This window comes from Flavobacterium sp. ST-158, from assembly GCF_058309975.1.
The window spans coordinates 152,910-166,129 of record NZ_JBZEEN010000001.1; the positions used below are offsets into that span (position 1 = coordinate 152,910).

10 protein-coding genes and 2 tRNA genes are annotated in these 13,220 nt (G+C 32.1%); 6 read left to right on the top strand and 6 right to left on the bottom strand.

Annotation, left to right across the window (positions count from 1 at the left end):
* Positions 1-35 precede the first annotated feature (35 nt).
* Genes bamP through AC4FRF_RS00600 form a run of 3 tightly spaced genes read right to left on the bottom strand, consistent with a single transcriptional unit; the run spans position 36 to position 2,227 of the window.
* Positions 36-788: a BamP family beta-barrel-assembly machinery protein gene (bamP, locus tag AC4FRF_RS00590; protein ID WP_491157500.1), complete on the bottom strand. Its 753-nt coding sequence runs from the start codon at positions 786-788 to the stop codon at positions 36-38.
* Positions 778-1,503, bottom strand: a complete 726-nt coding sequence (locus tag AC4FRF_RS00595) for a carboxypeptidase-like regulatory domain-containing protein (protein ID WP_491157501.1) — start codon at positions 1,501-1,503, stop codon at positions 778-780. The genes bamP and AC4FRF_RS00595 overlap by 11 nt, the downstream gene beginning before the upstream one ends.
* A complete protein-coding gene (locus AC4FRF_RS00600; RefSeq protein ID WP_491157502.1) occupies positions 1,490-2,227 on the bottom strand; it encodes a hypothetical protein in 738 nt (245 codons plus the stop codon). Before AC4FRF_RS00600 ends, AC4FRF_RS00595 begins: the two co-directional genes overlap by 14 nt.
* A 128-nt stretch (positions 2,228-2,355) precedes the next feature.
* Here AC4FRF_RS00600 and pepE point away from each other — a divergent pair, with 128 nt between their 5' ends.
* Positions 2,356-3,063, top strand: a complete 708-nt coding sequence (pepE, locus tag AC4FRF_RS00605; RefSeq protein ID WP_491157503.1) for a dipeptidase PepE — start codon at positions 2,356-2,358, stop codon at positions 3,061-3,063.
* A gap of 35 nt (positions 3,064-3,098) precedes the next feature.
* Here the strand turns inward: pepE and AC4FRF_RS00610 are convergent.
* From AC4FRF_RS00610 to AC4FRF_RS00620, 3 genes are all read right to left on the bottom strand, one after another.
* A tRNA-Gly gene (locus tag AC4FRF_RS00610) sits at positions 3,099-3,171 on the bottom strand.
* Positions 3,172-3,257: 86 nt separating this feature from the next.
* Positions 3,258-3,330 (bottom strand) — tRNA-Gly (locus AC4FRF_RS00615).
* A gap of 165 nt (positions 3,331-3,495) precedes the next feature.
* The gene (locus AC4FRF_RS00620) at positions 3,496-4,218 is read right to left on the bottom strand and encodes a murein L,D-transpeptidase catalytic domain family protein (RefSeq protein ID WP_491157504.1); all 723 of its coding nucleotides are present in this window, start codon (positions 4,216-4,218) and stop codon (positions 3,496-3,498) included.
* 264 nt (positions 4,219-4,482) lie between these two features.
* Here AC4FRF_RS00620 and AC4FRF_RS00625 point away from each other — a divergent pair, with 264 nt between their 5' ends.
* The 5 genes from AC4FRF_RS00625 to AC4FRF_RS00645 all read left to right on the top strand — a co-directional run bounded on the left by AC4FRF_RS00625 (position 4,483) and on the right by AC4FRF_RS00645 (position 13,200).
* Positions 4,483-6,819, top strand: a complete 2,337-nt coding sequence (locus AC4FRF_RS00625) for a DUF5916 domain-containing protein (RefSeq protein WP_491157505.1) — start codon at positions 4,483-4,485, stop codon at positions 6,817-6,819.
* Positions 6,820-6,960: 141 nt separating this feature from the next.
* Positions 6,961-8,484 carry a 2,3-bisphosphoglycerate-independent phosphoglycerate mutase gene (gene gpmI, locus AC4FRF_RS00630; protein ID WP_491157506.1) on the top strand — a complete coding sequence of 508 codons (1,524 nt, stop codon included), beginning with the start codon at positions 6,961-6,963 and terminating at the stop codon, positions 8,482-8,484.
* 317 nt (positions 8,485-8,801) lie between these two features.
* Entirely contained in the window at positions 8,802-10,463 is a 1,662-nt protein-coding gene (locus AC4FRF_RS00635; RefSeq protein WP_491157507.1) for a peptidase domain-containing ABC transporter, read from the top strand.
* A 2-nt stretch (positions 10,464-10,465) separates the two neighbouring features.
* Positions 10,466-11,812, top strand: coding sequence for an HlyD family secretion protein (locus AC4FRF_RS00640; RefSeq protein WP_491157508.1), 1,347 nt, complete (start codon positions 10,466-10,468; stop codon positions 11,810-11,812).
* Complete coding sequence (locus tag AC4FRF_RS00645) at positions 11,812-13,200, top strand: TolC family protein (RefSeq protein ID WP_491157509.1); 1,389 nt, start codon at positions 11,812-11,814, stop codon at positions 13,198-13,200. Before AC4FRF_RS00640 ends, AC4FRF_RS00645 begins: the two co-directional genes overlap by 1 nt.
* Positions 13,201-13,220 lie beyond the last annotated feature (20 nt).

A 13,220-nucleotide genomic window follows, 5' to 3' on the forward strand; every position in this document is an offset into this window, starting at 1 on the left:
TTTAGCTTACAACAGAGCGGTAGCTACAAAACAACTTATTTATATTGAGTTATTTTTTTATATTCATCATTCTTTGTAATCAAAAAATCCATTAGTCTAAATTCCTCACTTGGTTGCATAAATGCTCTAGATCTGGAGTCATTTTCGCAATAAATTAAAAACAATTTAATTTCATCGTCTTTCAGGTGTAATGTATTTGAAAAGAAAGAATAATTTACCTTATTCATTACCACTTCTGAAAAACTGGTTTCTTTATAGAAGTCGGTTTTCTGTGGGTTCTTTTTTCTTAAAACTCCTAAAACATCTTTATAAATTCGAACAAAATCAGTTCCGTTTTCTATACCTCCAATTGGAGGCAGTGTTTTATTTTTAGGAGAAGATTTCAAATCATCAAAGAATTTCATATCCACATATTTTTGTGAATTTCCTTGAATTGGATTCAATTCTTTTTTAGCTCCAATAAGTACTTCGGCTAATTCATTGGTAAAAACATCTAATTTCACCACCAATTTTGAATCCATGAAATCTTTTTGACTAAGCACTATTTTTTTTGATTTAAATGCCAAACTAGAAAAAACCAAAGTATCACTAACTCTTGCCATAATTGTAAAAAAACCATATTGATTTACCACAGTTCCCACATTGGAACTTGCGTTAAACACAATAACATTTTCTACTGGAACTAAATCATTTCTAACCTGACCTTCTATATTTTTTCGCAATCCAATTTGACCAAAAGAAAAATGGCTTAATAGAAGAAAAAACAAAACACTTACTTTAATTTTCATACACGATTATTTTATTATACTCTTTTGCCAAAGAAATAATATAAAACTTTGACAGGGTTTTATTTTTTGAATTTAACGACAATACAAAATCATTGTTTTCAATACAAAATAATTGAAAATCTCTAATATAATCTTTATTTATTTTTAAAGTTTCTGTATAAAAATTTTCTTCAAAAAGATATTCCAGATTCGTTATCAATCGTTCTTTTTCGGATACCGCCAATTCTTTTTTCAATCGAGCCGTTCTTCCGGATACCCAATTTAATGGTCTATCTAATAAACCTGATCTTGCGGTATACAATCGCCTTTCGGCAACGGTATATTTTTTTTGTCCACGAGGAATAATCCCAAGGTTCTCGGCAGAAATTCTGGAATCTTCTTTTACAACTACTTCTTTTAGAGGAATGCTTTCTATTTGCAATTGCACCAATAAAGTTGTCTTTTCCACATCAGAACGAACTATCTTTTTACGTAAAGTTACAAGATTTACCGCAGAAAAAACTAACATATCGTCTTCTTTTAGCAAAAGAACAAAGTTTCCATTTTTATCGGTTACGGTTGATTTTTGACTGCTTTCGTTTACAATATTGACTCCTTCTACTGCAGTTGAGTCTACCCGAACAGCTCCATGAACTACTTTTCTATCATTATTTTGACAAAAAACGACTTGGCATAACAAAAACAAGAATAAAAGATAAGTATTATTCGTTTTCACAAGCAATTATATCTTTGTATTTTACAGCCAATTCTCCTAGTAAAAACTCAATTGTTGTTTTATTTTTCATTTCTAATACCTTCGTGAATTTTTGGTTATCCACCACATAATATTTAAAGCCATTTACATAGTCTAAAGGTAAGTGTAAAGTATTAATAAAATGTTCTTTGTCAAACATTTTTTCTAACAAAGCGATGTAAGATTCTTTCTTTTCTACAGCTATTTCTTTTTTCAACATCGCACTTCGACCAGAAATTAAATTTATAATAGGATCCAAGCCCATCGGATTAAGTCGTGCCGAACTAGCAGTAGCATATTTTCTTTCTGCCGGTGTATAGACTCTATGGTCGGACCGAATAATCCCCAAAGCAACAGCATTAATACCGCTGTAATTCCTAACGACCACTTCATTTAACTCATTAACCCTGACCATTAAATGCACCTCAAACAATTCTCTATCAAAATCCTCAGCACACAACACCACTTCCTTTCTTTTGAACTGTAATCCAGAAAACACTAAAGTGTCGCCTACAGTAGCTTTAATTACAAAATCGCCTGTCTCATTTGTAAAAATAGTCTGTTCTGTTTTTAAATTAATAACATAAATCCCCTCTAAATTTGAAACATAAGCATTTACCCGCCCTTTTAGAACAATAGAATCTTTGTGCTGGCCAAAAGTCACACTAACAATTAGAACAAAATATACAACTAAAAACCTGCTCATTAAAAAGGATATAAAGGGTAAAAATAAACCCGAAACCTCCCAATTTGATACTAAGAAGCTTATAAAAATTTGTTAATAAACAACTTCAATCCTTAACTGATTTCATATCTTTAGTTCAAAAAGAACAAATGAAAAATCTAATTTTAGCCAGCACTTCTACCTTACACGGAAGTAGCTATTTAGAATATTTACTACCCGAATTACAAGTGCTTTTTAAAAACTGCAAGTCTGTATTATTTATTCCCTATGCCAGACCTAGCGGAATTTCGCACGATGAATACACTCATAAAACAGCTTTAGTTTTCGCCAAAATTAATATCGAAATCAAAGGCATACATAAATTTGAAAACCCAGCTTTAGCCATTCAAAGCGCAGAAGGAATTTTTACCGGAGGCGGAAATACTTTTCTCTTGGTTAGTCAATTGTACCAAAACAAAATCATGACCATATTAAAAGAAACACTTGAAAAAGGCACACCCTATTTAGGCACAAGCGCAGGAAGTAATATTGGAGGATTAAGCATGCAAACCACAAACGACATGCCTATTGTTTATCCACCCACTTTTCAAACACTTGGACTAATTCCTTTTAATCTAAACGTACATTACTTAGACAAAGATGACCAATCTACTCACATGGGAGAATCACGAGAAACAAGAATAAATGAATTCCATCATTTCAATAATTTCCCTGTCTTAGGACTAAAAGAAGGGAGTTGGCTTCAAATAAAAAAGAACACCATAATCTTAAAAGGAAAATTAGCTGCCAGATTGTTTAGAAAAAACCAGCCATCAATTGAAATAAAAGCAGAAACAGAGTTAAGTTTTATCCAATAAAAAAGCCGAAACTATCAAGTTTCGGCTTTTTCTAGAGCGGAAGACGAGGCTCGAACTCGCGACAACCAGCTTGGAAGGCTGGAGCTCTACCAACTGAGCTACTTCCGCATAACGGCTGCAAATATACAAATTATTTACAAACCTACAAGTTTTATTTTAAAAAAACAGAAACCTTGTTTATTTCTGTTTTCTAGAGCGGAAGACGAGGCTCGAACTCGCGACAACCAGCTTGGAAGGCTGGAGCTCTACCAACTGAGCTACTTCCGCATAACGGCTGCAAATATAAAGAATAAGTTAAGTTTAAAACAAATTTTTTGAATAGATTTTTTATTTAAAATCAGAATCAAATTCTAACTTTTTTAAAACTAAACTATTACAATCTTATTTTTTTTTAAACCAAACAAACAACAATGGCCATTATTGACATATTTATTAAGAAATCAACTTAGAAGAACGCTTATACGAATCCGAAGGAAAGTAAATAAACAAACAAGATTTGTCTTTAATAGTGCGTATCAACTCATCCGTTACTTCAACAGGAACGGCTGGACAGCCTAAACTCCTGCCTAATCTTTTGTTATTTCTAATAAAAGAGTCCGAAACATAATTAGCACCATGAACCACAACAGCTCTTTCTCGAGCATTATCATTTATTCCTCGTTCTAAACCATCCAGTTTTAATGATTTTCCATGTTTCCCATTATAAATCTCTCCTGTAACATAAAAACCTAAACTGCTTTTATAGGATTCTGGCGTATTAGAAAAACTATTCGCATATTCTTCTCCGGTATTTCTTCCGTGAGCCACAAGCGAGTGCAACAAAATAGTATCTGTATCTAAATCTATAACCCAAAGTCTCTTGGTGTTTGCCGAAAGACTAAAATCAATTAAAGTTAAGATATTCTTACTAACGATTCCTTGTGCTTTTAATTTATTAAACCCCATCAAAGCCTCTTTAAAACTTTCTAATTTTGGCAAACTATAATTGGCTGAGTGCAACCTCTTATAAACTTCCTCCACATCAAATCCTTCAACATCCTTCAACACATTTCTCTTTAACACTGTAACATTTGTATTGGCTTTAAATGAAAACACATTTGCAGACATTAAAAATAAAGCCAACATTAAAAAGAACAAAAACCTCTTGTAAACCATTGATTATTATTTAATTATAAAAAAATATTGTTGCCAAAAATATAAAAAAAAGCTCCCAAAAAAAACATTATAATACACTATAAGATAGTTTTAACCCTTAAGTAGCTTTTTAATTACAGAAACAAGGTGTTAAAAAATTGTTAATCTCGTTAATTTTATTATTTTTGCTTGAATATTATATTTTTCATGACGGTATTTCGTTTATCTATTTATTGCCTTTTCACATTATTAAACCTAAGTGCTTTTGCCCAAAAAAAGAATCTTTTGGCAAAACAAAAAATTGGGAACATCACTATTGATGGTAAAATAGATGAAGAAGAATGGCAAAACAATTCCGAAATAGCAACTAATTTTATAATGTTTACTCCTGACAATGGTAAAAGCATCGATGAAAATAAAAAAACAGAAGTTAAGGTTTTATACGACGACGACGCAATTTATATTTCTGCCGTATTGTACGACAATGAACCTAAAAAAATTCAACGAGAATTAACCGAAAGAGATGTTTTTGGTGTTGCTGATAATTTTGCTGTTTATATTAATGGTTTTAATGACGGACAACAAGATTACCGTTTTTACGTAAGTACATCCGGGGTTCAAATGGACTGTTTAGCTACTGAAGGCAATGAAGATTTCACCTGGGATGCTATTTGGCAAAGCAATGTAAAAATAACCAATTTTGGATGGACAGTTGAAATGAAAATCCCCTATGCTGCTATTCGTTTTCCAAAAAATAAAAATCAAACTTGGGGCATAAATTTCTTGCGCGAAATTAAAAGAAATGCTCAAAAATATACCTGGAACTACATCGATACAAAAATAGGTAATGAATTAACTCAGTCAGGAATTCTAGAAGGAATCAAAGACATTGATCCTCCTACCCGACTTTTCCTAATTCCGTATACTTCTGCTTATTATCAAAAAGACAATTTTGTATCCGACAAAACTCTAAAAGCAGGATTAGATATTAAATACGGAATTAACGAAGCTTTTACTTTAGATGCTATTTTAGTTCCTGATTTTGGTCAAACCAAATTTGACAATGCCATCTTAAACCTGGAACCTTTTGAACAAAAACTAAATGAAAACAGACCTTTTTTTACCGAAGGAACCAATCTATTTAACATAGGAAATCTTTTTTATTCTAGACGCATTGGCGGAAGCCCAACCGTATCTCAAAATGAATTGGAAGCCACCTTACAAGAAAACGAAAGTATTACAGAATATCCAAGCAACGTTGACTTATTAAACACTATAAAAATATCAGGCAGAACAAAAAAAGGGCTAGGCATTGGCATTCTTAATGCCATTACTGAAAAAACGTATGCTACAATTAAAAATACCGACAATAACAGCACAAGAAGAGCAGTAATAGAACCATTAACCAATTACAACATAATAGTTTTTGACCAACGTTTTAGACAAAACTCTTCCGTTTCTTTTATTAATACCAATACAAGTCGTAATGGCAATTATAGAGATGCTAACGTAACTGGATTAGTGTTTGATTTAAACACAAAAGCCAACACTTACAATCTTTCAGGCGATTTCAAATACAGCAACATTAACGATATTAAAGACTATAACGGCTTTAAAACCTATCTTAATTTTGCCAAAACAAGTGGAAAGTACCGGTATTTATTGAATGGAAAATACACTTCTAAAAATTATGACACTAACGACTTGGGTATTCTATACTACAACAATTATTACAGCGGTTATGTAAATGGAAATTACAGAATCCTTAACCCAAACAAGATTTTCAACACTTTCCTAATTGAGCAAGAAGTAAATCTGGACATAGACAATACCACCAATAAAATTCAAAACACCAGCTGGATTCAAACAATCTTGACCGCAACAACCCTGAATTATTATTATTTCCAATTAGGCTTTAACATAGTCCCTTTTAAAACTTTCGATTTTTACTTGCCTCATGATGAAGGTAGGTACATTTACAATCCTGGCAAAGTTTCTGCTTATTTAGAAATGGAATCTAACAAGAATAAAAACTTAACATTTGATATTACACCTTCTTTTATTAAATACAACGAAAAAAACCGATTTACCTACAGAGTTTATGCCGGACCTAAATACCGGTTTAGCGATAAATTTTCTTTAGCTTTTTCAACCGATTATACAAAAGAAACAAACAACATCGGGTGGCTAGAAAATACCGATTCAGGAATCATTTTCGCAAGACGCAATAGAGAAATCCTTCAAAACGATTTGACTGGGAAATACGCAATCAACAACAAAATGACTTTTAATCTAAAAGCACGTTATTACTGGTCATACTCCGACAATCAAAATTATTACACATTAAAAAACGACGGTTATTTAACACCAAACAACACTTATAACACCAATAAAAACATAAATTTTAATTCTTGGAATTTCGACTTATCTTATTCCTGGTGGTTTGCTCCGGGAAGCCAACTATCTGTATTGTATAGAAACTATGCACAGGAGAATACAGACATGGTAGAAAGAAATTTAAATCGCAACCTCAGCGCTATATTTAATTCAAATATGACTTCTATTTTCTCTATTAGTCTGCGTTACTACATTGATTATAATGTTATAAAAAACAAATTCTAGGGTGCATTTATTTTAAAAAAAGAAGCTTTCTGCAACAAAATTATCATTTTTACCCTAGCTTAATTCCTTAATACATAATAGTCGTTTTATTCCTAACGAAGATTTTAGAAATAATTTATCTTTGTTGAAAATTTAAAAACAATGAACAAAAAAGTAATCCTAATGATTTTGGATGGTTGGGGAAAATCTCCTGACCCGAAAGTATCTGCAATTGATAATGCAAATGTTCCCTTTATAAACAGTCTTTACAAAAAATATCCTAGCGCACAACTTAGAACCGATGGTTTACATGTAGGTTTACCAGAAGGTCAAATGGGAAATTCTGAGGTAGGACACATGAATTTGGGTGCAGGAAGAATTGTTTACCAAGATTTAGCTAAAATTAATTTGGCTGTGGCCAATAAAACTTTAGCACAAGAACAAGTACTAAAAGATGCTTTTCAATACGCTAAAGACAATAATAAGAAAGTACATTTCCTAGGGTTAGTTTCTGATGGAGGTGTCCACTCTCACACCTCTCATTTACGAGGATTAATTGATGCCTCTCAGGATTATGGTTTAGACCAAGTTTTCATCCACGCCTTCACTGACGGTAGAGATGTTGATCCAAAATCAGGAAAAAAATACATTCAAGATTTAGAAAATTATATTGCTGACACTCCTGTAAAAATTGCTTCAGTAATTGGTCGCTATTACGCAATGGATCGTGACAAACGTTGGGAAAGAGTTAAACTAGCTTACGACTTAGTAGTTCACGGAAAAGGAACTCCTACACACAATATTGTTACTTCTATAGCTACCAGCTACGGCAACGATGTTACGGATGAATTTATTGAACCATTGGTTGCTGTTGATGCTAACGAAAAACCATTAGCTACTATTCAAGACGATGATGTGGTTATCTTTTTCAACTTTAGAACAGATAGAGGTCGTGAATTGACTGAAGCGCTTTCGCAACAGGATTTCCACGAACAAAACATGCATAAATTGGATTTGTACTATGTTACATTAACTAATTATGATGAAACCTACCAAAATGTGAAAGTAGTTTACAACAAAGACAACATTACCGAAACATTAGGAGAAGTTTTAGAAAAAGCAGGTAAAAAACAAATTCGTATTGCTGAAACCGAGAAATATCCTCACGTAACCTTCTTCTTTTCTGGAGGTAGAGAAACTCCTTTTGAAGGTGAATCCCGTATTTTGAGAAACTCTCCAAAAGTAGCCACTTACGATTTACAACCAGAAATGAGTGCTTACGAACTAGCTGATGCTTTATGCCCTGAACTTGAAAAAGGCGATGTTGATTTTGTATGCCTTAACTTTGCCAATGGGGACATGGTAGGACATACAGGAATTATGGAAGCGGCTATCAAAGCTTGTGAAGCTGTAGATAAATGTGTTGAAAAAGTAATCACAACAGCTTTAGCAAATGGCTATTCTACTATTGTAATTGCAGACCACGGTAACTGCGAAACAATGATAAATCCTGACGGAAGTCCTAATACGGCGCACACAACAAATCCAGTTCCTTTTATTTTAGTTGACAATGATCAACTAGCAATAGAAGATGGTGTTTTAGGTGATATTGCACCAACTATTTTAGATTTAATGGGAGTACAACAACCTGATGCCATGTCAAGTCATTCATTATTGAAAAAATAATACTTCTGATAATATTTAAGCAAACGGCTGTTCTTTCGAACAGCCGTTTTTTTTTATTCTATTATTTATTCAACAAAATTTTAAAATTAAAAATTCATCATGCTGTTATTACAACTTTTAAATACAAAAATCTCCAAAATTAGACCAACATTAAAATAACATTAGAATTGCATATCTTTTCACATAATTTAATGTTAAAACCTTTAAAATAAAAGTATCGCTATTAATTTTGCTGAAATTAACATAAAATAACTAAATTAAACTTATTGAAAAAAACAGCTTCATAAGTACTCAAAATAAAAAACAAAACAGCCATTATGACTCCTTTAAAACGTTTTTACAACTTACTAAAATTAGACAAAAGAGATGTTTCTCAAATATTTTTCTATGCCATTTTTGCTGGATTAATCAGTTTGTCTTTACCTTTAGGAATCCAAGCCATTACAAACCTAATACAATCCGGAAGAGTGAGCGCATCTTGGATTGCATTAATTATTTTAGTAGTTTTTGGTGTAATATTAGTGGGAATATTGTCTTTAATGCAATTGCGTATTACTGAAAACCTGCAACAAAAAATATTTGTTCGCGCTTCATTTGATTTTGGAGCTCGCTTACCAAAAATAAAAACAAACCAATTATACAATAGTTATCCGCCAGAATTGGCCAATCGTTTTTTTGACACCTTGACGATTCAAAAAGGAACTTCAAAACTATTAATTGATTTTTCTGCAGCTCTTTTACAAATTATTTTTGGAATTATTTTATTGTCTCTATACCATCCCTATTTTATTGTTTTTGGAATTTTGTTATTTGGATTTTTATATTTTATTTTCAAATTTTCCTATCAAGTAGGATTAGAAACCAGCCTTAAAGAATCAAAATTCAAATACAAAGTTGCAAGCTGGTTACAAGAAATAGCCCGAAATAATTACAGTTTTAAAAACGACTTAAACTATGATTTTGGTTTACAAAAAAACAACAATCTGGTAAATGATTATTTAAATTACAGAGAAAAACATTTTGATGTTATTAAAAGACAATTCTCCCAATTAATTGTTTTTAAAGTCATTATAACAGCCAGTTTACTGCTTATCGGTGGTTTTTTAGTACTATCTCAAGAAATGAATATAGGACAATTTGTAGCGGCCGAAATCATTATTTTATTAGTCATTAATTCATCCGAAAAAATAATTTTCGGACTAGAAACTTTTTATGATGTATTAACCTCAATTGAAAAAATAGGTCAAGTAACCGACCTAGAATTAGAAAATGAAAGCGACAACAACATTGATTCTTGCTACACTAACATTTCTATAGAAACAGAGAATCTATCTTTTAAATTCCCTGATTCAGATACCGAAATTTTAAAAGCTATTTCGTTAAAAATAGAACAAGGAGAAAAAATAGTTATTGAAGGAGAAAATGGAGCCGGAAAAACAACCCTCATTCGAATATTATCAGGCTTATTACAAAGAACCTCTGGCTCGTTTTTCATTAACGATGATACTTTTAAAAAAATCAATTTAAAACAATACCGCTCTCAAATAGGAAGTATCATTCAAGGCGAAACACCATTTGAAGGAACCTTATTAGAAAACATTACTTTCAACGACAAAAGCATCACCTCCGAGGATTTAAAGTGGGCAATTGACGGTGTACAACTTTCTCCATTTATAAAATCGCTACCAAAAGGTTTGGACACACACATTTTCCCAGAAGGGAGACAACTATCTTCTTCCAACGCTCAAAAATTGCTATTGGCCAGAAGTATTATTCATAAACCCAAAATATTATTTTACGAAGACCCAACAGATATGATGGACGAAAAAGTAGCCAATGAAATTATTGATTTCATTACTTCAGAAAAAAACAATTGGACCATTATTGTTTCTTCAAAAAATCCTTATTGGGCAACCAAATGCAACAGAAGAATTATAATGCAAAACGGAGCGATTCAAGTTGATTTAAAAAATAATTAAGCATGTTAAACATATCTAACAACAAAACAAAACTGCAATCGCTGGAGCGATACGAAACAGTTAAAAACTTAAGCAATAGACCACATTATAAAATTTTAAATAGAATTATAGCTGGTGTTTCTATAATTGGACTGGCAGCACTTTTTTTACCTTGGACACAAACTATCTCCGGTTCAGGGAATGTAACGACGTTAAAACCCAACCAACGACCACAATCCATCCAAAGTGTAATTTCTGGTCGAATAGAAAAATGGTACGTTCAAGAAGGTGATTTTGTAAAAAAAGGAGACACTATTTTATTTATCTCAGAAATTAAAGAAGATTACATGGATCCTAATTTAGTTGAGAATACTAAAAACCAAATGAACGCCAAAAAACAATCATTAGAATCTTATGGCTCTAAAGTAAATATGTTATCTAACCAAATTGAAGCCATCACCAATGAACGAAAATTAAAGCTGGAACAAGCGCAAAATAAAATCCTGCAATCTATTTTAAAAATTAAAAGTGATAGCATGGATTTGGCCGCTGTAAAAACACAACTAAAAATTGCCAACACACAATACAATCGTACGGTTCAATTAAACAAAGAGGGATTAAAACCACTAACCGACATTGAAGAAAAGAGATTGAAACTACAAGAAGTTGAAGCTAAAATTATCACCCAGGAAAACAAATACTTGAGCAGTAAAAACGAACTTATTAATGCTAAAGTTGAAATAAATAGAATTAGTGCTGAATATGCTGAAAAAATTTCAAAAGCCAACAGCGATAAATTTACAGCTCTTAGCAGCCAATATGACACTGACGCTCAAGTAAACAAACTCCAAAATCAATACACGAATTACAGCATCCGTAATGGCATGTATTACATTAAAGCTTCGCAAAATGGTTATATTAATAGAGCATTGCAATCTGGTATAGGTGAAACGATTAAAGAAGGAACTCCAATTGCAACGATTATGCCTGCAAATTATGATATTGCGGTAGAAACCTATGTGAATCCAATTGATTTGCCATTAATTTCAAAAGGAGACAAAATCAGAGTTTGGTTTGATGGATGGCCTTCAATTGTATTTTCCGGATGGCCTGATATGTCTTATGGAACTTTTGGTGGAGAAATTGTGGCTATTGAAAACTTCATCAGCGAAAATGGAAAATACAGAGTACTTATTGCTCCTGATAAAGCCGAAAACAAATGGCCCGAACAACTAAGCATTGGTGCTGGAGCACAAACCATTGCCTTATTAGACAACGTACCTGTTTGGTTTGAAATATGGAGAACCTTAAACGGATTCCCTCCTAATTATTACAAACCAACAACCAAAACAACAAAAGAGAAAAAATAATGAAACATATTTTTTTAGCGTTTTTATTATTTGGTTTTACTTTAAATGCCCAAGAAATTACTTCAAAAGAACTCACTTACAATGAGTTTTTGGGCTTTGTAAAAAAGTATCATCCATTGGTTAAGAATGCCAATTTAGAAATCAGCAAAGCGCAAGCCAATTTAATGATGGCTCGAGGCGGATTTGACCCTAAAATAGAAGTCGATTTTAGCAAAAAACAATTCAAAGACAAGGAATACTATTCTATTCTAAACAGCAGTTTTAAAATTCCAACTTGGTATGGTATCGAAATCAAAGCTGGTTTTGACAACAACGAAGGAGTCTATTTGAATCCACAAAACACAGTTCCTAATCAAGGATTAACTTCGCTAGGAATTAATATTCCATTAGGTCAAGGCTTATTCATCAATCAAAGAATGGCCGATTTGCGGAAAGCTAAAATGCAAATTCAACTGAGCCAAGCCGAAAAGAAATTACAAGCCATTGCAGTTTTGTATGATGCCTCTATTGCTTATTTTAATTGGAAAAAAAGCTTCAATGAAGTAGTATTATATGAAGAATATAAAAATAATGCTGTTATTCGATTTAAAGGAATTCAAACTTCTATCAAAGAAGGTGATAAACGCGCTATTGACAGTGTTGAAGCAGGCATAACTGTCAAAGACAGAAGCTTGAGTTTAATAGGTTCTCAGCTTAAGTTGGCAAAAGCCAAATTAGAACTCTCCAATTTCCTTTGGTTAGAAAACAACATTCCTTTAGAATTGGCCGATGATATTATTCCTGAAGCGCAATTGGAATATACCATTCAGGAAACTTTAAAAACCAATGCACTTTTAAGTTCTGATTTTTCCATTAACGAACACCCAAAAATCAATGCACTGCAAAGTAAAATTGATATTTTAAATGTAGACAGAAAATTAAAAGCCAATATGCTTTTGCCTAAAATTGATGTAGGCTATTCGTATTTATCCGAACCTAGTTATATTGACAATTATAGATTTGAAGATTATAAAATAGGTCTGAACTTTTATTTCCCACTATTTTTAAGAAAAGAACGAGGCAGTTTAAAATTAGCCAAATACAAAGTCCAGGAAACCGAATTTACATTAGATTTAGAAAAAGTGCAATTGACCAATAAAATCAATGCCCAAAAAATGGAAATTGAAGCTTTATCCCAACAAAAAGAACTGATTAAAAGCGTTGTTGAAGATTATTCGACAATGTTGAAATCGGAAGAAAGATTATTTTCATTTGGAGAAAGTTCGCTATTTTTAATCAATAGCCGTGAGAATAAATTAGTAAGTGCGCAGTTATCTAAAATAGCTTTAGAGAACAGTTTTTTCGTGTCTAATTCGGAGCTTTTTAAAATAATGGCTAATCCGGATTAAATAATTTATAAAATTGTATT